The organism is Micromonospora sp. NPDC051296 (assembly GCF_040682255.1).
In the GTDB taxonomy this organism is placed as follows: domain Bacteria; phylum Actinomycetota; class Actinomycetes; order Mycobacteriales; family Micromonosporaceae; genus Micromonospora; species Micromonospora craterilacus.
In genome coordinates this window covers 1-20,920 of record NZ_JBFBAO010000083.1, presented here as the reverse complement: position 1 = coordinate 20,920, position 20,920 = coordinate 1, and the positions used below count along the sequence as shown (strand labels likewise).

Genomic DNA, 20,920 nt, shown 5'->3' with positions numbered 1-20,920 from the left:
CGATCTGGTCGAGCAGGATCCGGGCCAGCTCACCGTGATGGGCGTCGAACCGGCCGGTGAGTGCTTCGATCAGGGCGCGGTGTGACACCGGGTAACGGTGCCACCCCGCGCCGCCCTGCATGCACAGAGCCTGCCGACCAACGCCCGCCGGGTACGACGAAGTAGCTCCCAACCGGGGCGTCCGTATCGCCCCAGGAGAGCCCGATGCGTGTGAGGATGGGAGCATGTCGCACGGCGAGGATCTGTTCGCGCTCAGCGGAGACGTGACCACCCAGCCCAACTTCGAGCTAGCCCTGCGGGGGTACGAGAAACGACAGGTCGACCGGTACGTCGCTCGCGCCGAGCACGAGATCGAGGCGCTAGCGGGCGAACGGGAACAGGCGTACACCCAGATCCACAAGCTGGCCGGCCAGGTCGAGGTGCTCCAGCGCGACCTCACCGCCGTGCGCAAGCAGGTCGGGGTGGTCGACCGGGCCGCGTTCCGGCACCTCGGGCCGCGGGTGGAGCAGATCCTCACGCTGGCCGAGGAGCAGGCCGAGGACATCCTCATCGCCGCGAACGAGGAGATCGAGGCCCGCCGAGCCGCTGCCGAGCACATCATCGACGAGGCCCGCGCGGAGGCCGCCAAGGCACTCAAGGACTTCGAGATCGCCCTGGCCGCCCGCCGGGCCGAGGAGGAGCGGCAGGCCGCGGCACGCAAGGCGGAGTCCGAGGCCGCCAGCAAGGCGGCCAAGGAGGAGGCCGCCCGGCTGCGCAAGACCGCCCAGGAGGAGACCACCCGGCTGCGCAAGGCGGCCCAGGAGGCCCTGGCCAAGGCCGAGCAGGAGGCCACCAAGCTCCGCGACACCGCCAAGGAGATCCACACCCGGGCCCAGCAGGAGGCGACCAAGCTGCGCGAGGCGGCCCGCGAGGCGCACGCCACCGCCCAGCAGGAGGCGACCCAGCTGCGCGACGCCGCCAAGGAGGTGCACGCCAAGGCCCAGCAGGAGGCCAAGCGCCTGGTCGACCAGGCCACCGAGGCCGGGCGAGCCACCCATGCCAAGGCCAGCCAGGAGGCCAAGCAGATCATCGACGACGCCGCCGAGGCCGGACGGGCCGCCCGCAACAAGGCCCGTCAGGAGGCCGAGCGGCTGACCACGTCGGCCACCGAGGCGGCCAAGCACACCCGCGCCGAGACCGAGGCGTACGCCCACCGCATGCGCAGCGAGACCGAGGCGCACGTGCAGCACACCCGGGCGCAGGCGCAGCAGGAACTGGGCGCCTGGCGGGCCGGGGTGGAGAAGGAGGTCAACGGCCGGCGTGAGGCGGCGGATCGGGAACTGGCCCAGCGCAAGGCGAACGCCGAGCGCGAGTTCACCAGCCGCCGCGACGAGCTGGAAAAGCAGTACAAGACCCGCAGCGCCGAGCTGGACGGGCGGATCCGCAGCTCCGCCGCCAAGCTGGACGAGCAGATCCGCAGCCGCACGGCCGAGCTGGAGTCAGGGTTCGAGTCGCGCCGGGCCGAGCTGGAGTCGAAGTACACCACGCGGAACGAGGAGATCCAGGTACGCGCCGCCGAGCTGGAGGCCGGGTTCGAATCCCGCCGGGCGGATCTGGAGTCCGGGTTCGAGTCCCGCCGGGCGGAGCTGGAGGCGGAGTACACCGCTCGGAAGAACGAGATCGAGCAGGGTGCCGACGGGGTCCGCCAGGCCGCCGAGCAGGAGGCCGCCACCGTGCGCGCGCGGGCCGAGGAGCAGGCCGGCGAGTTGTTGGGTCAGGCCGAGACCGGGGCGGTCGAGAAACGCCGCGAGGCCGACGAGTACGCCACCACCACCCGCCGTGAGGCCGACGAGCACGTCACCACCGTCCGGCGCGAGGCCGACGAGCACGTCACCACCGTCCGGCGCGAGGCCGACGAGTACGTCGCCGCCTCGCGTCGACAGTTCGAGGAGTACGCGGCCACCACCCAGCAGCACCTGGCCACCACCCAGCAGCACCTGGCCGCGACGCAGCAGGAGGCGGCCGCCGGTCGGCAGCAGCTCGCCCAGGTGATGCTGGACATCGCCAAGGCCCAGCAGCAGCTCGCCGACCTGCGGCAGGAGACCTGGAAATCCCGGCAGGAGTCCGACGAGTTGCAGCGCAAGCTGCTCGAGATGCGGCTACAGGCGGCCGCCGGTCCCGACGGTCCGACCTCCCCCGCCCCGGCCGGAGCTGCGCCCGTCCCCACCCTGGCGGCCGGCACCGCGATGGCGGGCGCCGGCGCTGCCGCGGCCTCCCCCGACGGGCAGCCCATGGTAGGGGCGGCCGGCGCGGCACCGGCGTCGGCCAACGGCAGGCGGCCCGCGGACGAGGCCACCCCGTCGACCAAGCCGGTCGCCGAGCCGGTCACGACGGTCGACGGCGGCACCGCGAGCACGGAGGTGGACGGCGAGCCGACGGTCGCGGCGGTGCCCGGCGAGGGCGGCCGGGGCGCCACCCCGACAAAGATCACCAGCACCGGCGAGAACGGCAAGCGCCCGACCAAACCCACCACCGACGAGCGCAGCGCCAAGCCGAGCAAGGTCACCGACGAGGCAGCCGCGACACCGAGCAAGGTCACCGACGAGCAGGGCGCAGCGCCGAGCACGGTCAACTCCGACTGACCGCCTGGCCGGGTCGTCCCGCCCGCCACTACCCTGCCGATCAGGACCCGCGGGCCCGGGTGGCCGGGCGGGCCGGCGTCAACGCCCGGCGACCACGCGCCCGGGCTTGAGCGGGGAGGCCGGATGGCGCAGGACGGGCCGGAGAAGTCGGGGACGGCGGCGGAGGGTACCGGTGACGGGACCGGCGACGGCGCCACCGCAACCAGGGTGCCGCCCACCACAGCGGAGGCATCCACTGTCGTGGCGGAGGAAGCGGCAGCGCCGCCCGCACCGGCCCAGCGGTCGGTGGGCGGGGACGCCGGGCGGTTCGGCATCCCGGGTCGGCCACTACGGCGCAACAGCTTCCTGGTCGGCTTCACCGGGGCGCTCGGCGTCCTGCTCGCGTACGCCGTCTATCTGGGTTTGCGCAACGCCGCGGGGATCCTGGTCCTGGTGGTCATCGCGCTGTTCCTCGCGGTGGGCCTGCACCCGGTGGTGGTCCGGCTGCACTCCTGGGGGCTGCCGCGCGGCCTCGCCGTCGTGGCCGTCACGCTGACCGTGCTGGCACTGCTCTGCGCCGGCGTGCTGGCGCTGGTGCCGCCGATCGTGACCCAGACCGGGCAGTTCCTCGACCAGGTGCCGAGCTACCTGGAGGCGCTACGCCGCAACGAGACCGTCAACGAACTGGCCGAGCGGTTCGACCTGATGCGCCGGGCCCAGGAGGCGGCCAACGCGGACGTGGTCGGCCGGGCGCTGGGCGGGGTGCTCGGCGGTGCCCAGTTCGTCTTCGGCACGGTCTTCCGGGTGCTGACCGTGCTGGTGCTGACCATCTACTTCCTGGTCTACTTCGATCGGCTCCGCGATCTCAGCTATGCGCTGGTGCCCCGGTCGCGTCGGGAGCGGGTGCAGCTGATCGGCGACGAGATCCTCACCAAGGTCGGGGCGTACATGGTGGGTGCGCTGACCATCGCGGTGCTGGCCGGTGCGGTCGCCTTCGTGTTCGCGCTGGCTGTCGGCCTGCCGTACCCGTTCGCCCTGGCGGTGGTCGTCGCGGTGACCGACCTCATCCCGCAGATCGGGGCGACCATCGGCGCGGTGATCGTCAGCCTGGTCGGGTTCGCCACCGACCCGTCCGTCGGGATCGCCTGCGTGGTCTTCTTCGTGGTCTACCAGCAGATCGAGAACTACCTCATCTATCCCAAGATCATGCGCAGGTCGGTGCAGGTCAACGAGGTCGCGGCACTGGTCGCCGCGCTGCTCGGGGTGTCCCTGCTGGGGGTGATCGGCGCACTGATCGCCATCCCCACGGTGGCCGCCGTCCAGCTCATCCTGCGCGAGGTGATCATCCCTCGCCAGGACGCCCGGTGACCCAGGCCGGGATCAGTCGGCCCGGCGCTGCTGCGGCCCCGCCACCGGGGTGTCGGCGAACGCGGCCACCGTGCGGTCGGCGTAGGCGCTGGCGTCGCCGGTCTCCATCGGGCCGTCCCAGGTGGTGGGCAGCGGCACCGGCACCGCCGGATTGATCCGCCGGACCACCTCGTCCAGCACCGTCTCGGCGTCGCCGACCCACAGATGCTTCGCGCCGGGCACGCCGACCACCTCGGCCTGCGGCACCGCGGCGAACCGCTCGCGGGCCTCGGCCGGGCGCAGATAGTCGTCGAACTCCGGCACCAGCGCCGTCAGCGGCTTGCCCGACTCGGCCCAGTGGGTCAGGTCGGCCGGCTCGGAGAAGCGCAGCGGCGGGGAGAGCAGGATCGCGCCGGCCACCGCCGGGTCGCAGCCGTACTTGAGCACCAGGTCGGTGCCGAACGACCAGCCGAGCAGCCAGATGTCGGGCAACTCGTGGAACTCGGCGTACTCGATGGCGGCGGCCACGTCGAACCGCTCACCGACGGCCGCGTCGAAGGCCCCCTCGCTGGTGCCGCGCACGCTGCTGGTGCCCCGGGTGTTGAACCGGAGCACCGCCACGTCGGCGAGGGCAGGCAGCCGCCAGGCCGCCTTGCGGAACACGTGGCTGTCCATCATCCCGCCATGGGTGGGCAGCGGATGCAGGCAGACCAGGGTGGCCGCCGGTTCCCGGTCGGCCGGGCGGGCCAGCTCGCCGACCAGCCGCAGGCCGTCCGCGGTGTGCAGCTCGATGTCCTCCCGGTGCCCGGGCAGGATCGAGGACGCGCGGATCGGTGTGCTCACCCCACCATCCTCCCGCCCCGCCCGCCCCACCGCCGCCCACCGTGACAAAGATCGCCGCTTGCGGGTGCAAGGAAGGGCCCCTTGTTAACGCCTGCGGTAGAGGAAGGGCCCCTTGTTAACGCCACACCGGCCTGGCCGGCTCAGCCGTGGCGGGGCGCGCCGCGACCGCGCTGGATCACCGGGGCTCGCCGGTCCCGGGCCCGCCAGCAGCCGCTGTGCCAGTGCCGCCGGTCGGTGAGATCACCCCGGCCATCCGCCGGCCAGGCGACGACGTGCGCCACGCCGGGCTGAATCTCCTGGTCACATCCGGGGCAGCGGTAGGTCTTGAGGGACGCACCGCCGCTGATCCCGCGTACCTGCCAGTCGCCGTCGCGCCACTGCTGCACCGACGCGACACCGTGCCGGGCGCGCTCGGCGTCCAGGCGCGCATCGTCGTCGCGGCGGGGACGGTTACGACGGGGGCTCACGTCATCCAGCGTACGGGCGGTGCGGCGCGGGCCCGGCCACCGGCCCGCTGCGGTGACGTTAAGAGGGGCCCCTTCACCTGCACCAGGCGTTAAAAAGGGGCCCTTCCTTACACCTCAGCGGCGGGTGTGGTCGCGGAAGCCGCGGCCGGCCTTGCGGCCCAGGTAGCCGGCGGTGACCAGGTGCTCCAGCAACGGCGCCGGGGCGAACCCGGGCTCCCGCAGTTCCAGGTACAGCTCCCGCTGGATGGCCAGCGACACGTCCAGGCCGACCACGTCGAGCAGCTCGAACGGACCCATCGGGTAACCGCAGCCGAGCTTCATCGCGTGGTCGATGTCGTCGGCGGTGGAGTAGCTGGCCTCCAGCATCCGCACCGCGTCGTTGAGGTACGGGAACAGCAGCGCGTTGACGATGAAGCCGGACCGGTCGCCGCAGACCACGCCGGTCTTGCCGAGGGCGGCACAGACCGCCCGGGCGGTGGCGGTGGTCTCCGCCGAGGTGCGGATCGTCCGCACGATCTCCACCAGCGGCATGATCGGCGCGGGGTTGAAGAAGTGCAGCCCCACCACGTCGGCCGGGCGCTGGGTGGCCATCGCCACCTCGATCACCGGCAGCGAGGAGGTGGTGGTGGCCAGCACGACACCCGGCTTGCAGATCTCGTCGAGGCTGGCGAACAGCGCCTTCTTGACGCTCAACTCCTCGACCACCGCCTCGACCACCAGGTCGACGTCGGCCAGGTGCTCCAGGGTCGCCGACCAGTTGATCCGGCCGAGTGCGGCGTCCCGGTCGGCCTCGCTGAGCTTGCCCCGGACCACGCCCTTGTTCAGCGAGGTCTTGACCGCCTCGCAGACCTTGGCGGACTTCTCGGCACCCCGGGTCACCGAGACGACCTCGTAGCCGGCCTTGGCGAAGACCTCGATGATGCCGGTGGCCATCGTGCCGGAGCCGACCACACCAACCTTCGAGATCCCGCTCGCGCCGTCGGCCAGCGCCGACTCCGCCGCGGCCGGCGTCTGCTCGTCCGGTACGACCTTCGGCGAGCCCGGTCGCTCGTAGGTGTAGAACCCCCGGCCGGACTTCCGCCCGAGCAGACCTGCGGTCACCATCTGCTTGAGCAGCGGCACCGGGGCGTGCCGGCGGTCACGCCCGCCACGCCGGTACATGGTGTCCAGGATCTCGTACGCGGTGTCCAGACCGATCAGGTCCATCAGGGCCAGCGGACCCATCGGCAGGCCGCAGCCGAGCTTCATCGCGGCGTCGATGTCCTCACGGCTGGCGTACCGGGCCTCGAACATGCCGACCGCGTGGTTGAGGTAGCCGAACAGCAGCGCGTTGGCGATGAACCCGGCCCGGTCGTTGATGGTCACGTCGACCTTGCCGAGCCGCGCGCAGAGCGCCTCCACGTCGGCCACCACGTCGGCGGAGGTGACCACCGTACGCACGACCTCGACCAGCTTCATCACCGGCGCGGGGTTGAAGAAGTGGATACCGATGACCTGGTTGGGGCGGGCGGTGGCGACGGAGATCTCGGTGACGCTCAGCGACGAGGTGTTGGTGGCCAGGATGGCCTCGGGCTTGCAGACCCGGTCCAGCTCGGCGAAGATCCGCTGCTTCAGGTCCAGGTGCTCGGGCACCGCCTCGATAACCAGGTCCACCGAGTGCAGCGCGTCCAGCCCGACGGCGAAGGTGACCCGGCCCAGCAGGGCGTCCCGGTCGGCCTCGGCGAGCTTGCCCTTGGCCACCGCCCGATCGGTCGAGCCGGTCAGGTTGGCCTGCCCGCGTTCCAGGGCGGCGTCGGAGATCTCCACGGCGACCACGTTGACGCCGTTACGGGCGAAGACCTCGACGATCCCGGCACCCATGGTGCCCAGACCCACCACGCCCACACTGGTGAACTCGCGCGCCACGACCCGGCCTCCCCTGTCCGCTCGACACGGCCCGACATGAACGGCCGCTAAGGTTATGCGCGCGAGTCTGCCACGTGACGCACCGTTGTCGAGGCGCCGTGGGATATTTCACGACCGCATCGATCGGGCGCTTCAGAACGCATCGACGCCGACCAGTGCCAGCAGCTCGGCGACAAACTCCGACGGCCGTTCCAGGTGCGGGCTGTGCCCGCAGCCGGGCAGCGTCACCTCCCGGTAACTGCCTCCGGCGGCCGCGTACCGGTCGAGCACGGCGCGGGTCTGCGCCAGCATCGGCTGCGGTGGGCACTCGTCCGGCCCGGGCCAGCCGGGCACCACGCCCAGCGCGCCGAGCTGGGCCAGGTCGAACAGCGACGTGTCGGAGACGATCACGTCGGCGTCGCCGCGGATCCAGGTGACCGGCGGCTTAGGGGTGACCGCCACCAGTTCGTCGGCGATCCGGAAGTGCGCCGGGGCGAGCGCGTTGAGCACACCCCGGCGGCCCGGCGCGGTTCCCGGCCAGTGCGGCGACGGTGTCGCGTCGCCGGGGTAGTTGTCCGTCCCGGTCGCGGTGGAGAGCAGGCTGTCGAGCAGCAGTTCCTCGTCGTCGCCGAGGGTGGCCGGGTCCGCCACGTACGCGGTCCGCAGCACGCTGCGCGGGCTGCTCTGGTCCTCGGTACCACGGTCACCGGCGACCAGCCGTGCGACGAAATCGGGGCTCGCCGTACCGCCGCCGGTGCCGGCGAAGTCCGGGGTGGTGGGGGTGCCGGCCAGGTCGCGGGTGCCGCCGAAGCCGTACGGCGAGACCGGCGCGGCGAGCAGCAGCCCGGCCACCCGGTCAGGGTGGTCCACCAGCAGCCGCATCGCCACTCCACCGCCGAGCGAGTGGCCGACCACCACCGGCCGGGCACCCTCGCCGAACAGCGTCGGTTCGTCGAGCAGGGCCGCCACGTCGTCGGCGAAGTCCGTCAGTCCTCGACCGGCGTCCACCGGCGCGGTCTGCGTACCGCCGTAGCCGCGCAGGTCCGGCGCGACCACCCGCAGCGTCGCCGGCAGTCGCCGTACCAAGGGCTCCCAGAAGGCCGCCGAGGAGCAGTTGCCGTGGACGAGCAGCAGCGGTACGCCATCGGACGGACCGGCCACCCGAACGGCCTGGGTGATCCCGTTGGCGGTGACGACGTGCTGCTCGGTCTTCATCCGCGGCATGCTGCCACCATCGACTCCGGCGGTCCATGTGGCCGGCGCCTACTGACCGCCCTGGACCGGTGGCGCCCGCCGCCGTCAGGAGCGGCCGGCCACCGCCGCCGCCCCGGGCGACGCGGGCGCCGCCGGCCCCGGCGTCGCGCCCGCAGGTGCCGGCCTCCCGCCCACTGGCCCCGGCGTCGCGCCCGCAGGTCCTGGCCTCGCGCCCGCAGGTGCCGGCGTCGCGCCCGGGGACGCGACGGGCAGCGGCAGGGTCGGCCGCCGTTCGTTTCGAGGCATTCCGAAGCGCAGGCCCACCGGATCGGTACGCGCCACCCCGGGATCGAAGAACCGCAGCTCGGTACGGCCGATCCGGATCACGTCACCGTCGGTGAGCCGGGCCGCCCCGGTGATCCGGAGGTCGTTCACCCAGCTGCCGTTCGTGGATCCGAGGTCCACCAGGGACACTCCCTCGCCGGTCAGCCGGATCTCGGCATGCCGTCGGCTGAGGTGCGGATCGTCGACGACAATGTCGACCGCCGGGTCGCGGCCGATCACCTGCGGCTGCTGACGCACTCGGAAACCGAGCCCGCGCATCGGCCCGGTGGCGACGGTCAGCAGCGGCATCAGTTGCGGATGTTCCTCCATGGACAGTCAGACCTCCACCCGGCACGGCCACCCCGCGTCAGCCTGCCACCCCCGGGTGGCTGGTTCCACCGCCCGGCCGGGCATCTCCGAGTCACCGGCCGGGCACCAACCGTTCGGCCCTCCGGCGGAAGGGACGGCGGTGCGCCCAACGGGAACCACTGCTCCATCCGGTTCAACGCGCCGGCTCTCGATCGGGTTCGCCCCAGTTCAGCACCCCTACCGGCGAGTAGGTCTCGGGTCTAGACTTCCGCCATGACGGCTGTGCAGCTCCCCGGCAACCCGGTGATCGAGGGCGGTCACCTGATCTCGACCAGCCCGGCGACGGGCGACGAGGCGGGCCGCGTCCCGGTCGCCACCCCGGTGGACGTCGAACGCGCCGTCGAGCGGGCCCGCGCCGCCGGCCAGTGGTGGGCGGGGCTCGGCTTCACCGGGCGACGCGAGCGGCTGCTGCGCTGGCGGCGACTGCTCGCCCAGCGGATGGAGCAGCTTGCCGAGCTGGTGCACGTCGAGGGCGGCAAGCCGGTCGCCGACGCCCTGGTCGAGATCGTGACCGCCGTTGAGCACGTCGACTGGTCGGCCCGCAACGCCCGTCGGGTACTGGGCCCCCGCCGGGTCCGCTCGCGGCTCATCCTGGCCGAGTTCTCGGCCCATCTGGAATACCAGCCGCACGGCGTGGTCGGCGTCATCGGGCCGTGGAACTACCCCGTCTTCACCCCCATCGGCTCCGCCGCGTACGCGCTGGCGGCCGGCAACGCGGTGGTCTTCAAGCCCAGTGAATACACCCCGGTCGTCGGGCAGTGGCTGGTCGACAGCTTCGCCGAGGTGGTGCCCGAGCAGCCGGTGTTCGCCGCGGTGCACGGGCTCGGCGACGTCGGCGCGGCGCTGTGCCGCGCCGGTGTCGACAAGCTCGCCTTCACCGGTTCGACGGCGACCGCGAAGAAGGTGATGGTGGCCTGCGCCGAGTCGCTGACCCCGGTGCTGGTGGAGGCCGGCGGCAAGGACGCGATGATCGTGGACGTGGACGCCGACCTGGACGCCGCCGCCGAGGCGTGCGTCTGGGGCGCGATGACCAACGCCGGTCAGACCTGCATCGGCATCGAGCGGGTCTACGCCGTGGAGCCGATCTTCGACGCCTTCGTCGACAAGGTGGTCGAGCGCGCCGGCCGGCTCACCGTCGGCCCGGCGGGCGCGGACGTCGGGCCGATCACCATGCCGAGCCAGCTGGACGTCATCCGCCGGCACATCGACGACGCGCTGGCCCGGGGCGGTCGCGCCGCGCTGGGCGGGCCGGACGCGGTGCAACCGCCGTACGCGCACCCGACCGTGCTGGTGGACGTGCCGGAGGACTCCGCCGCGGTCCGCGAGGAAACCTTCGGCCCCACCCTGACCGTCAACCGGGTCCGGGACGCGGACGAGGCGGTCGCCCGGGCCAATGCCCTGCCGTACGGCCTGGGTGGTTCGGTCTTCGGCGGGCGACGCGCGATGGCGATCGCGCGGCGGCTGCGCTCCGGCATGGCCTCGGTCAACTCGACCCTCACCTTCGCCGGGATGTCCACCCTGCCGTTCGGCGGGGTCGGCGAGTCGGGCTTCGGCCGGATCCACGGCGAGGACGGGCTGCGCGAGTTCGGCCGGGCCAAGGCGGTGACCCGCCGCCGCGCCCGCACGCTGCTGCCCTCGACCACCTTCGAGCGCACCCCGGCCGACGTCGCGCGCCTGGTGAAGGCGGTCAAGATGCTCTACGGCCGCTGAGGGCCGGCTAGAAGAGGGTGAGCTCGTCGCGCTCGATGCCGCGCAGCCGGTCGTAGTTCACCACCACGCAGCGGATGCCGCGGTCCGTGGCGAGCACCCGGGCCTGCGGCTTGATCTCCTGCGCGGCGAAGACCCCGGCGACCGGGGCGAGCAGCGGATCCCGGTTGAGCAGTTCGAGGTAGCGGGTGAGCTGCTCCACACCGTCGATCTCGCCACGGCGCTTCACCTCAACCGCGACCGTGCCCTGTTCGGCGTCCCGGCAAAGCAGGTCGACCGGGCCGATGGCAGTCATGTACTCGCGGCGGATGAGGGTGTACCCCTCGCCCAGCGTCTCGGGGTTGGCCGCCAGCAGCTCCTGCAGGTGCGCCTCGACCCCGTCCTTGCGCAGCCCCGGGTCGACGCCCAGTTCGTACGAGGTGTCCTGGAAGATCTCCTCCAGGGTGATCCGCAGCTCCTCGCCAGCCTTGTTGACCACCCGCCAGACGCCGGGGGCCTCCTCCAGCCGGCACGGCGGGCTCATCCAGTTCAACGGCTTGTACGCCCGGTCGTCGGCATGGATGGACACCGACCCGTCCGCCTTCACCATCAGCAGCCGGGTGGCCGGCGGCAGGTGGGCCGAGAGCCGTCCGACATAGTCCACCGAGCACTTCGCAATCACCAACCGCACCCGATGAGGGTAGCGGAGCCGCCGCGGATCGCCGCCGAGCGTCACTGGCGCGCCGGTGCGATGCTGAGACCGTGTTCGAGTTGCTCACCGGTACCGGCCTCGCCGCCTCGGCGGGTCTGAACGCGTACATCCCGCTGTTGGTGACGGGTCTGCTGGCCCGCTACACCAGCGTGATCGACCTGCCCGCCGGCTGGCAGTGGCTGGGCAACGGCTGGATGCTGACCATCCTGGCGGCGTTGCTCGCCGTCGAACTCGTCGCCGACAAGGTGCCGGTGGTGGACCACGTCAACGACGTGGTGCAGACGGCGGTCCGCCCGACCGCCGGCGGCCTGGCCTTCGGCGCCGGCTCGGCCTCCGGCACCGTGACGGTGAGCGACCCGGACAGCCTCTTCGCCAACACCGGCCAGTGGGTGCCGGTGCTGGTCGGCGCGCTCATCGCCCTCGGCGTACACCTGCTCAAGTCCGCCGCGCGGCCGGTCATCAACGCGACCACGGCCGGGTTCGGTGCCCCGGTGGCGAGTACCGCCGAGGACGCCACCAGCGTGTTGATGTCCCTCGTCGCGATCATCCTGCCGGTGCTGGTGCTGGTGTTCCTGGTCGGGTTCGTGTTCTTCCTGATCTGGTTCCTGCGCCGCCGAGCGGAGCGCCGCCGGGACCGAGCGGCGGCTCGGGCCGCCGGCTTCCGGGTCTGATCCGGTACGCCGAGACCTCCACGGTCCCCACGGTTCTGGGCTGACCTGAGACCATCTCACGGTGTCCGTGAAGGTCTCTCCCGTTCCGCTCGTCGCGACCCTCGCCGCCGTGCTCGGCGCGGTGCTCCTGCTGGCCCTCGCGGCCCCTCTCCGCCAGCCGGAAGGCACCGCCGTCGGCCGGCCACCCACTTCGGCGCAGGCCGCGGAGATGACTGCCGACCAGGACCCGGATCGCGGGCCGGATCCTGCTCCGCAACCCACGCCGACGGGCCTCCGGACGCCGACGCCGGAGGCCGGCGTCCTGCCTGGCGCGACCCGGCCCGGGGCCCGGCCGCCGGTGCTCGACCACGGTCCACGCAGCGGCAACAAGGTGGCGCTCACCTTCGACGCCGACATGACCGACGCCATGCGGTACCAGCTACGCAGCGGCGCTGTGCGGTCGTACGCGAACCTGAAGATCATCGACCTGCTGGAGCGGGAAGAGGTGCCGGCCACCTTCTTCCTGACCGGCAAGTGGGTTGAGCAGTACCCGCAGGTGACCCGTCGGCTCGCCGCCAATCCGCGCTTCGAGTTGGCCAACCACACGTACGGACACCTGGCCTTCACGCCGGACTGCTACGGCCTGCCGCGGATCGCCCGGCGTGAGATGACCGCCGACGTGGCCCGAACCTTCGACGTGGTCGGTGCGTACGGCGGACGGCAGACCCGCTACTTCCGTTTCCCGGGCCTATGCCACGACCGGACGGCCCTGACCGAACTCGCCCCGCTCGGACTCACTGTGGTGGACGGCGACGTGGTCAGCGGGGATCCGTTCGCGACCTCCTGGCGGCCGATCGTGCGTGCCGTCCTGGACAACGTACGCCCCGGCTCGGTGGTCGTCCTGCACGTCACCGAGGCGAACGCGCCGATGACCGACGAGGCGCTGCCGCACATCCTGGCCGGGCTGGCCGACCGTGGCCTCGAGCCGGCGCTGCTCTCCGAGGTGCTCGGGGACGGCCCGACCGCGCCGTAAGTCCCGGCAAACTGGGTAAGACGAATCCGCTGAAAGCCTAAAATCGGGGCAAGTCACGGAGGAGGTCGGGTCATGACGGCAGCGATGGAGATGCCCCGCGTCCAGGAGTGTGTGGCCACCGCCTGTGCGTACAACGACACCGGCGACTGCCACGCATTCGCCATCACGATCGGCAGCATGGACCATGCCCATTGCCACACCTTCATCGAGATGCCCGCCGTCCGCGCCGGCATCGACGGGCAGATCGCCCAGGTGGGCGCGTGTCAGCGGGCCGACTGCCGGCACAACGAGCAGCTGGAGTGCCAGGCACCGGCGATCCGGGTCGGCCCGGACGCCGACATGGCCGACTGCATGACCTACCGCCACCGCTGACGCGCCGCTGGCCGGTTAAGAAGGGGCCCTTCCTATACCGGAGGCGTTAAGAGGGGGCCCTTCCTTACAGGTCGTTCGCTTGGCGGATGACCGTTACCAGCTCGTCGATGATGGTGGTCAGCGCGAAGTCCTTCGGCGTGAAGACCCGCGCCACCCCGGCGGCGCGCAACTGCTCGGCGTCCGGGGCGGGGATGATGCCGCCGACCACCACCGGCAGGTCCGGCCGGCCGGCGGCCCGCAGGCCGTCGAGCACAGCGGGCACCGCCGCCAGGTGCGAGCCGGAGAGCACGGAGAGCCCGACCAGGTCGACGTCCTCCTCGACGGCGGCGGCGACGATCTGCCCGGCGGTGAGCCGGATGCCCTGGTAGACCACCTCGAAGCCGGCGTCGCGGGCGCGTACCGCGATCTGCTCGGCACCGTTGGAGTGCCCGTCCAGGCCAGGCTTGCCGACCAGCAGGCGCAGCCGTCCGCTGCCCAGCTCGCGGGCGGTGGCGGCGACCCGCTCGCGGACCGCGGCCAGGCCCGCGTCGCCACCCGCCCCGGCGGCGCCGGTCAGCCCGGTCGGCGCCCGGTACTCGCCGAAGACCTGGCGCAGCGCGCCGGCCCACTCGCCGGTGGTCACCCCGGCCCGCACGCACTCGAGGGTGGCGGTCATCAGGTTCGCCTCGGTCGCGGCGTCCGCGCGTAGCCGGGCCAGTGCCGCGTCCACCGCCGCCGCGTCCCGGTCGGCCCGCCACCGGCGTACGGCGTCCACCGCGGCCGCCTCCACCGCCGGGTCGACCTGCTCGACGGCCTCGGCACCCGCGGCGGTCAGCGGCGACGGTTCGGTCTCGGTGAACCGGTTGACGCCGACGACCACGTCGCTGCCGGCCTCCATCCGGCGCCGCCGCTCGGCCAGCGAGGCGACCAGCGCGCTCTTGAGGTAGCCGGTCTCCACCGCGGCGACCACGCCGCCCATCTCCAGCACCTTCGCCAGCTCCACCCGGGCACCGCCGACGATCCCGTCGACCAGCGCGGTCATCACGTGCGAGCCGTCGAACAGGTCCGGATACTCCAGCAGGTCCGACTCGTACGCGAGCACCTGCTGCATCCGCAGCGACCACTGCTGGTCCCACGGGCGGGGCAGGCCGAGCGCCTCGTTCCAGGCCGGCAGCTGCACCGCCCGGGCCCGCGCGTCCCGGGAGAAGGTGACCCCGAGCATCTCCAGCACGATGCGCTGGATGTTGTTCTCCGGCTGCGCCTCGGTCAGGCCGAGCGAGTTGACCTGCACGCCGTACCGGAAGCGGCGCTGCTTCGGGTCCTCGACGCCGTACCGGTCGCGGGTGATCTCGTCCCACAGCGCGCCGAAGGCACGCATCTTGGCGATCTCCTCGACGAACCGCACGCCGGCGTTGACGAAGAACGAGATCCGCTGCACCACGTCGCCCATCCGGTCGGCCGGCACCTGGCCGGAGTCGCGGACCGCGTCGAGCACGGCGACGGCGGTGGCGAGCGCGAAGCCGACCTCCTGCACCGGCGTGGCACCGGCCTCCTGGAGGTGGTACGAGCAGATGTTGACCGGGTTCCACCGGGGCATCTCCCGCAGCGTGTACGCGACCACGTCGGCGGTCAGCCGCAGCGACGCGGCCGGCGGGAAGATGTACGTCCCCCGGGAGAGGTACTCCTTGATGATGTCGTTCTGCGTGGTGCCCGCGCAGCGGGACAGCTCGGCGCCCTGCTCGGTGGCGACCGTGCCGTAGAGGCCGAGCAGCCACATCGCCGGCGCGTTGATGGTCATCGAGGTGTTCATCTCGGCCAGCGGGATGCCGTCGAACAGCGCCCGCGCGTCGCCCACCTGCGACACCGGGACGCCGACCCGGCCTACCTCGCCGGCGGCGAGTTCGTGGTCCGGGTCGTACCCGGTCTGGGTGGGCAGATCGAAGGCGACCGACAGGCCGGTCTGCCCCTTCGCCAGGTTGCGGCGGAAGAGCGCGTTGGTCGCGGCGGCCGACGAGTGCCCCGCGTAGGTACGCATCACCCAGGGGCGGTCGCGTTCCGACAGCCGGTCTGGGAGTGCCTTCTCGTCCATGGCCGGAGTTTAAGTTACCGTTCAGTAAAACGGGCTGTGGAAAACCACACAGCCCGATGTAGGTGACGCCCGGGTACAACGCGCCCTCGGTGGGTGGGACCACCACCCCCGGGTCGGACGGCGGACGGCGGCGGGCCGCACACTTGACGGCATGAGTGACGACGTCGCGATCCTCGTCCGGGGGCTGCGCAAGGCGTACGGCGACAACGTCGCGGTGGCCGACCTGGACCTGGACGTCCACCGGGGCGAGGTGTTCGCCCTGCTCGGGCCGAACGGCGCGGGCAAGACCACCACCGTGGAGATCCTGGAGGGCTACCGCCACCGGGACGCCGGTGAGGTGCGGGTGCTCGGCACCGACCCGACCGATCCGCCCCCGGAGTGGCGCGGGCGGGTGGGCATCGTGCTCCAGGGCACCGGAGAGTTCGACGAGCTGACCGTCGCCGAGGTGGTGCACCACTTCGCCGGCTTCTACCCCAGCGCCGACGACCCGGACAAGGTGATCGAGCGGGTCGGGCTGGCCGGCAAGGCCCGGGCCCGTACGCACACCCTCTCCGGCGGGCAAAAGCGCCGGCTGGACGTGGCGCTGGGCATCATCGGCCGCCCCGAGCTGCTTTTCCTGGACGAGCCGACCACGGGCTTCGACCCGGAGGCGCGGCGGGAGTTCTGGGAGCTGATCCGGGACCTCTCCGCCGCCGGCACCACCATCGTGCTCACCACCCACTACCTGGACGAGGCCGAGGCACTGGCCGACCGGGTGGGCGTGATCGCCGGCGGCCGACTGGTCGAGGTCGCCGCGCCGGACCGCCTGGGCAACCGGCAGGAGGCGCTGGCCACGGTCTCCTGGCGTACCCCGGAGGGCCGGGTCGAGAGCGCGGAGAGCGCGACGCCGACGGCGCTGGTCGCGGAGCTGGCCACGCGCTTCGGCGGTGAGGTGCCCGACCTGACCGTCACCCGGCCCACCCTCGAGGACATCTACCTGCGCATGATCGGACACCAATGACCACCACGACGAAGCCGGCGGCCCCGGTCGCCGCCCCCGGTGCCCGTCGGCTCGGGCCGACCAGCCTCGCCCTGCGCCAGGGGCGGCTGGAGATCCGGCAGTTCCTGCGCAGCCGGGAGTCCGTCGTGTTCACGTTGGGCTTCCCGATCATCATGGTGCTGATCTTCGCCTCGATCCTCAACGAGGAAATCGCGCCAGGGGTGAGCTACACGCAGTACTTCATCACCGGCATGATCGCGACCGGCCTGATGACGGTCAGCTTCCAGAACCTCGGCATCTGGATCCCGATCGAGCGCGACCGGGGCGTGCTCAAGCGGTACCGGGGCACACCGATGCCGAAGTGGGTCTGGTTCGCCGGCAAGGTGATCATGGTGCTGGTGATCGGCGTCGTGATGATCGCCCTGCTCCTCGCCGTCTCGGCGGCCCTGTTCGATTTGAACCTGCCGAGCACCGCGGCGGCGTGGCTGACCTTCGGCTGGGTCAGCGCGCTGGGCATCACCGCGTGCACCCTCTGCGGCATCGCGATCTCGTCGCTGGCTCGCACCGCCCGCAGCGGCTCGGCGGTGGTCACCCCGATCGCGCTGGTGCTCCAGTTCATCTCCGGGGTGTTCTTCCTCTTCACCAACCTGCCGCCCTGGATGCAGCAGGTGGCGGCCCTCTTCCCGCTCAAGTGGATGTGCCAGGGGCTGCGGGCGGTCTTCCTGCCGGAGAGCTTCGGCGCCCAGGAGCCGGGCGGTTCGTTCGAGCTGGGCCGGGTCGCCCTGGTCCTCGGCGCCTGGTGCGTGATCGGCCTGCTGCTCTGCCTGACGACCTTCCGCTGGACCACCCGCCGCGACGGCTGACGTGTAGGGAAGGGCCCTGCGGGGCCCTTCCCTACATCTGTCAGTAGGTGTAGAAGCCCTTGCCGGTCTTGCGGCCCAGGTCGCCGGCGGTGGCCATGCGCTGGAGCAGCTCCGGCGGGAAGAACTTCTCGTCGGCGGTGTCGGTGTAGATGTTGCGGGTGGCGTTGAGCAGCACGTCGACGCCGGTCAGGTCGACGGTGGCGAGCGGGCCCATGGCATGCCCGAAGCCGAGCTTGCAGGCGGTGTCCAGGTCCTCGGCGGAGATGACGCCCGCCTCGACCAGCCGCACCGCCTCCATCGCCAGGGCGCTGATCAGCCGGGTGGTGACGAAGCCGGCGATGTCCCGGTTGACCACCACGACGGTCTTGCCGATCTCCTCGGCGAACGACTTCGCCGTCTCCAGCGCCGCGTCGCTGGTCTTGTAGCCGCGGACCAGCTCACAGAGCTTCATCATCGGCACCGGCGAGAAGAAGTGGGTGCCGACGACCGCCTCCGGGCGGTCGGTGGCCGTGGCGATCTGGGTCACCGGGATGGCCGAGGTGTTGGTGGCCAGTACGGCGTCCGCCTTGCAGATCTTGTCCAGCGCACGGAACACCTCGTGCTTGATCTCCAGCCGCTCGAAGACCGCCTCGACCACGATGTCCGCGTCGGCCGCCGCCTCCAGCTCTGTGGTCGGGGTGATCCGGCCGAGCGCCGCCTCGACGTCGTCCGCAGAGATCTTGCCCTTCTCCGCGAACTTCGCCAGCGACTTCCGGATGCCGTCCACGCCACGCCGCGTCGCCGCGTCGTCCAGATCCCGCAGCACCACCTGCCAGCCCGCCTGTGCCGCCACCTGGGCGATGCCCGAGCCCATCAGCCCGGCACCGACGACCGCGAGTCGACCCGCCATCTGCCTCTCCCTCGCTGCGATTGAGTGTCTCCCTGCACCCTAATCGGCGGGCCTGAACGACAGCTAAGGCGGCTCAGAAGGTCAGCTCGGGCTCCTCCGGCGCGGTGGCCCGTTCGACCTCGATGCCGAGGGCACGCAGGTCGGCCACGAAGTCGGGATAGCCCCGGTCAACGTGGTGCACGTGGGACACCTCGGTCACCCCGTCCGCGCACAGCCCGGCGATGATCAGCCCGGCGCCGGCCCGGATGTCGGTGGCCCGCACCGGCGCGCCGGAGAGTCGCTCCCGGCCGCGTACCACGGCGTGGTGCCCGTCGGTCTTGATGTCCGCGCCCAGCCGCATCATCTCGTTGGCGAACATGAACCGGCCGTCGAAGATGTTCTCGGTGATCAGCGAGGCGCCGTCGCTGAGCGCGGCGAGCCCGATCGCCATCGGCAGCAGGTCGGTGGCGAAGCCCGGGTAGGGCAGCGTCACCACGTCGACCGCCCGGGGCCGGTCGTCCATGCGTACCCGGAAGGCGTCCGCCCGGGTCTCCACCAGCCCGCCGGCCGCGACCACCTTGTCCAGCGCGACCTCCAGGAACGCGGGGTCGAGCCCGGTCACGGTGACGTCGCCGCGGGTCATCGCCGCCGCGAAGGCCCAGGTCCCGGCGACGATCCGGTCCCCCACCGTGGCGTGCCGGACCGGTTGCAGCCGGGGTACGCCGACGATGGTGATGGTGGACGTGCCCTCGCCCTCGATCAACGCGCCCATCCGCTGGAGCATGGTGCAGATGTCCACGATCTCCGGCTCGCGGGCGGCGTTCTCGATCACGGTCGTGCCGTCGGCCAGCACCGCCGCCATGACCAGGTTCTCGGTCGCCCCGACGCTGGGGAAGTCCAGCACGATCTCCGCCCCGTGCAGGCCGTCGGGCGCGGAGGCGATCACGAAGCCGTGCTCGCCGGAGATGTCGGCGCCCATCCGGGTCAGCCCGGAGATGTGCATGTCCAACCCGCGGGAGCCGATCGCGTCGCCGCCCGGATGGGCCACCCGGACGTACCCGCGCCGGGCCAGCAGCGGGCCCAGCACGCAGATCGACGCGCGCAGCCGGCGGACCAGGTCGTAGTCGGCCTCGACGCCCGGCTGCTCCGGCACGTCGATGGTGACCGAACGGGACCGGGCCACCCCGCCCACCGCCACCATCGGGTCGACCGGGTCGTCCATGTCGAACCGTACGCCGCAGCCGAGGCGGCGCAGCACCTCGCCCATGATGGCGATATCGGTGATCCGCGGCACGTTCGTGATCACGCTCCGGCCGGGGGCGAGCAACGCGGCGGCCATCAGCTTCAACGCCGAGTTCTTCGCCCCCACCACATGTACCGTGCCGGCGAGCCGGGCGCCGCCGCGTACCCGGATGACGTCGACGTCCGCGACCGCGGCGTCACCCGCGTCACCCGGGCCGACCCCGGCGGACCAGCCCGTGCCCGCCTCCGGCCGTGCCGGGATGGTCAGGTCCGGTATCCGTAGGCTGTGCGTCATGGCCGTCCACCTCACGCGCATCTACACCAAGGCCGGCGACGCCGGCATGACCAGGCTGAGCAACAACGAGCAGGTGCCGAAGAACGATCCACGGATCGCCGCGTACGCCGATGTCGACGAGTGCAACGCCGCGATCGGCGTGGCGCTCGCGCTGGGCCAGCTGGACGACGAACTGCGGGCGGTGCTCGGGCCCATCCAGAACGACATGTTCGACGTGGGGGCAGACTTGTCCACCCCGGTCGAACCGGACCCGAAGTACCCGCCGCTGCGGGTCACGGAGGAGTATGTGGAGCGCCTGGAGGGCTGGTGCGACGAGTTCAACGCGCGCCTGAGCAAGCTCGACTCCTTCATCCTCCCCGGCGGCACCGCGGGCGCGGCACTGCTGCACGCGGCGCGGACGATCGCCCGGCGCGCCGAGCGGTCGGCGTGGGCCCTCGTCGCACACGACCCCGACCGGACCAGCCACCTCCCGGCAAAGTATCTCAACCGGTTGTCGGACCTGCTCTTCATTCTGGCAAGAACGGCAAATCCGGACGGAGATGTGCTGTGGGTGCCGGGCGGAGGCCGGTGACCCTCGGAGCACTGCACCACGTTGAGGTGTGGATACCCGACCTGGGCGCGGCGATGCGCAGCTGGGGGTGGCTCCTCGGCGAGTTGGGTTGGGCGCCGTTCCAGGAGTGGCCGGCCGGCCGCTCCTGGCGGCTCGGCCCGACGTACCTGGTGATGGAGGAGTCACCCGCGCTGTCCGGTCGACGGCACGACCGGCTCGCCCCGGGCCTCAACCACCTGGCCTTCCACGCCGGCCCACCCGCCGCCGTGGACCGGCTGGTCGGGAAGGCCCCGGAGTACGGCTGGGAGCTGCTCTTCCCCGACCGTCACCCGTACGCCGGCGGCCCCGACACCTACGCCGCGTACCTGGCCGACGGGCAGGGGTACGAGGTGGAGTTGGTGTCTTCCTCTGCCTGATCGGGTGCTTCCGTGGTTGCGCTTGGGGCTGGGGGCGACCGTGCCCGGCTCCGGGCGGTCAGGCTTGATCCCTCCGCCGGGGCCCGCCAGTCTCCCTCCGATCCGATGCCGCTCGGGAGACCCGCGGGCGGTCCTGTTCGCCGGCTGTTAACGGCGGC

At 72.1% G+C, this 20,920-nt stretch carries 18 protein-coding genes and 1 pseudogene; 10 read left to right on the top strand and 9 right to left on the bottom strand.

Annotated features, from left to right (window positions below):
- Positions 1–224: 224 nt before the first annotated feature.
- Together AB0M52_RS12060 and AB0M52_RS12055 are read left to right on the top strand one after the other, a co-directional pair.
- Positions 225–2,543, top strand: a pseudogene (locus tag AB0M52_RS12060) (hypothetical protein); the annotation flags it as partial.
- A 201-nt stretch (positions 2,544–2,744) separates the two neighbouring features.
- Positions 2,745–3,968 (top strand): AI-2E family transporter, encoded by a 1,224-nt coding sequence (locus AB0M52_RS12055; protein WP_363952353.1) that lies wholly within the window; start codon positions 2,745–2,747, stop codon positions 3,966–3,968.
- A gap of 12 nt (positions 3,969–3,980) precedes the next feature.
- Here the strand turns inward: AB0M52_RS12055 and AB0M52_RS12050 are convergent, their stop codons facing one another.
- The 5 genes from AB0M52_RS12050 to AB0M52_RS12030 form a co-directional block, all read right to left on the bottom strand.
- A complete protein-coding gene (locus AB0M52_RS12050) occupies positions 3,981–4,790 on the bottom strand; it encodes an alpha/beta hydrolase (protein WP_363952351.1) in 810 nt (269 codons plus the stop codon).
- Positions 4,791–4,930: 140 nt separating this feature from the next.
- Positions 4,931–5,257 (bottom strand): hypothetical protein, encoded by a 327-nt coding sequence (locus tag AB0M52_RS12045; RefSeq protein WP_363952349.1) that lies wholly within the window; start codon positions 5,255–5,257, stop codon positions 4,931–4,933.
- A gap of 114 nt (positions 5,258–5,371) precedes the next feature.
- Positions 5,372–7,162, bottom strand: coding sequence for a 3-hydroxybutyryl-CoA dehydrogenase (locus AB0M52_RS12040; RefSeq protein WP_363952347.1), 1,791 nt, complete (start codon positions 7,160–7,162; stop codon positions 5,372–5,374).
- Positions 7,163–7,294: 132 nt separating this feature from the next.
- Positions 7,295–8,356, bottom strand: coding sequence for an alpha/beta hydrolase (locus AB0M52_RS12035; RefSeq protein WP_363952345.1), 1,062 nt, complete (start codon positions 8,354–8,356; stop codon positions 7,295–7,297).
- A gap of 84 nt (positions 8,357–8,440) precedes the next feature.
- Positions 8,441–8,989 (bottom strand): FHA domain-containing protein, encoded by a 549-nt coding sequence (locus AB0M52_RS12030; protein WP_363952343.1) that lies wholly within the window; start codon positions 8,987–8,989, stop codon positions 8,441–8,443.
- Between the two features lie 252 nt (positions 8,990–9,241).
- On the opposite strand from AB0M52_RS12030, the gene AB0M52_RS12025 reads away from it, so the two are divergent.
- Positions 9,242–10,738, top strand: a complete 1,497-nt coding sequence (locus tag AB0M52_RS12025) for an aldehyde dehydrogenase family protein (RefSeq protein ID WP_363952341.1) — start codon at positions 9,242–9,244, stop codon at positions 10,736–10,738.
- 7 nt (positions 10,739–10,745) lie between these two features.
- Here AB0M52_RS12025 and nucS read toward each other — a convergent pair whose 3' ends face one another.
- Complete coding sequence (gene nucS, locus AB0M52_RS12020; RefSeq protein WP_363952339.1) at positions 10,746–11,405, bottom strand: endonuclease NucS; 660 nt, start codon at positions 11,403–11,405, stop codon at positions 10,746–10,748.
- A 71-nt stretch (positions 11,406–11,476) separates the two neighbouring features.
- Here nucS and AB0M52_RS12015 point away from each other — a divergent pair, with 71 nt between their 5' ends.
- The 3 genes from AB0M52_RS12015 to AB0M52_RS12005 all read left to right on the top strand — a co-directional run bounded on the left by AB0M52_RS12015 (position 11,477) and on the right by AB0M52_RS12005 (position 13,481).
- Positions 11,477–12,097: a DUF4126 domain-containing protein gene (locus AB0M52_RS12015; protein WP_363952337.1), complete on the top strand. Its 621-nt coding sequence runs from the start codon at positions 11,477–11,479 to the stop codon at positions 12,095–12,097.
- A gap of 61 nt (positions 12,098–12,158) precedes the next feature.
- Entirely contained in the window at positions 12,159–13,109 is a 951-nt protein-coding gene (locus tag AB0M52_RS12010) for a polysaccharide deacetylase family protein (RefSeq protein WP_363952334.1), read from the top strand.
- A 72-nt stretch (positions 13,110–13,181) separates the two neighbouring features.
- The gene (locus tag AB0M52_RS12005; protein WP_363952332.1) at positions 13,182–13,481 is read left to right on the top strand and encodes a DUF1540 domain-containing protein; all 300 of its coding nucleotides are present in this window, start codon (positions 13,182–13,184) and stop codon (positions 13,479–13,481) included.
- Between the two features lie 64 nt (positions 13,482–13,545).
- Here the strand turns inward: AB0M52_RS12005 and AB0M52_RS12000 are convergent, their stop codons facing one another.
- Positions 13,546–15,549 carry a protein meaA gene (locus AB0M52_RS12000; RefSeq protein ID WP_363952329.1) on the bottom strand — a complete coding sequence of 668 codons (2,004 nt, stop codon included), beginning with the start codon at positions 15,547–15,549 and terminating at the stop codon, positions 13,546–13,548.
- A gap of 151 nt (positions 15,550–15,700) precedes the next feature.
- Between AB0M52_RS12000 and AB0M52_RS11995 the strand changes: the two genes are divergently transcribed.
- Together AB0M52_RS11995 and AB0M52_RS11990 are read left to right on the top strand one after the other, a co-directional pair.
- Positions 15,701–16,549: an ABC transporter ATP-binding protein gene (locus AB0M52_RS11995; RefSeq protein ID WP_363952327.1), complete on the top strand. Its 849-nt coding sequence runs from the start codon at positions 15,701–15,703 to the stop codon at positions 16,547–16,549.
- The gene (locus AB0M52_RS11990) at positions 16,546–17,391 is read left to right on the top strand and encodes an ABC transporter permease (protein ID WP_363952325.1); all 846 of its coding nucleotides are present in this window, start codon (positions 16,546–16,548) and stop codon (positions 17,389–17,391) included. Before AB0M52_RS11995 ends, AB0M52_RS11990 begins: the two co-directional genes overlap by 4 nt.
- 40 nt (positions 17,392–17,431) lie before the next feature.
- Here the strand turns inward: AB0M52_RS11990 and AB0M52_RS11985 are convergent, their stop codons facing one another.
- Both AB0M52_RS11985 and murA read right to left on the bottom strand, forming a co-directional pair.
- Entirely contained in the window at positions 17,432–18,280 is an 849-nt protein-coding gene (locus tag AB0M52_RS11985; RefSeq protein WP_363952323.1) for a 3-hydroxyacyl-CoA dehydrogenase family protein, read from the bottom strand.
- A 73-nt stretch (positions 18,281–18,353) separates the two neighbouring features.
- Complete coding sequence (murA, locus tag AB0M52_RS11980; RefSeq protein WP_363952321.1) at positions 18,354–19,796, bottom strand: UDP-N-acetylglucosamine 1-carboxyvinyltransferase; 1,443 nt, start codon at positions 19,794–19,796, stop codon at positions 18,354–18,356.
- Here murA and AB0M52_RS11975 point away from each other — a divergent pair.
- Both AB0M52_RS11975 and AB0M52_RS11970 read left to right on the top strand, forming a co-directional pair.
- A complete protein-coding gene (locus AB0M52_RS11975) occupies positions 19,795–20,367 on the top strand; it encodes a cob(I)yrinic acid a,c-diamide adenosyltransferase (RefSeq protein WP_363952319.1) in 573 nt (190 codons plus the stop codon). The genes murA and AB0M52_RS11975 overlap by 2 nt on opposite strands.
- Positions 20,364–20,762: a VOC family protein gene (locus AB0M52_RS11970; RefSeq protein ID WP_363952317.1), complete on the top strand. Its 399-nt coding sequence runs from the start codon at positions 20,364–20,366 to the stop codon at positions 20,760–20,762. The genes AB0M52_RS11975 and AB0M52_RS11970 overlap by 4 nt, the downstream gene beginning before the upstream one ends.
- Positions 20,763–20,920: the final 158 nt, after the last annotated feature.

Bases quoted from the DNA above. Each gene is read 5' to 3' on its own strand.
- AB0M52_RS12055 (WP_363952353.1), top strand. From the start codon at position 2,745: ATGGCGCAGGACGGGCCGGAGAAGTCGGGGACGGCGGCGGAGGGTACC.
- AB0M52_RS12035 (WP_363952345.1), bottom strand. From the start codon at position 8,356: ATGAAGACCGAGCAGCACGTCGTCACCGCCAACGGGATCACCCAGGCC.
- AB0M52_RS12030 (WP_363952343.1), bottom strand. From the start codon at position 8,989: ATGGAGGAACATCCGCAACTGATGCCGCTGCTGACCGTCGCCACCGGG.
- AB0M52_RS12025 (WP_363952341.1), top strand. From the start codon at position 9,242: ATGACGGCTGTGCAGCTCCCCGGCAACCCGGTGATCGAGGGCGGTCAC.
- AB0M52_RS12005 (WP_363952332.1), top strand. From the start codon at position 13,182: ATGACGGCAGCGATGGAGATGCCCCGCGTCCAGGAGTGTGTGGCCACC.
- AB0M52_RS12000 (WP_363952329.1), bottom strand. From the start codon at position 15,549: ATGGACGAGAAGGCACTCCCAGACCGGCTGTCGGAACGCGACCGCCCC.
- AB0M52_RS11995 (WP_363952327.1), top strand. From the start codon at position 15,701: ATGAGTGACGACGTCGCGATCCTCGTCCGGGGGCTGCGCAAGGCGTAC.
- AB0M52_RS11990 (WP_363952325.1), top strand. From the start codon at position 16,546: ATGACCACCACGACGAAGCCGGCGGCCCCGGTCGCCGCCCCCGGTGCC.
- AB0M52_RS11985 (WP_363952323.1), bottom strand. From the start codon at position 18,280: ATGGCGGGTCGACTCGCGGTCGTCGGTGCCGGGCTGATGGGCTCGGGC.
- AB0M52_RS11975 (WP_363952319.1), top strand. From the start codon at position 19,795: ATGGCCGTCCACCTCACGCGCATCTACACCAAGGCCGGCGACGCCGGC.
- murA (WP_363952321.1), bottom strand. From the start codon at position 19,796: ATGACGCACAGCCTACGGATACCGGACCTGACCATCCCGGCACGGCCG.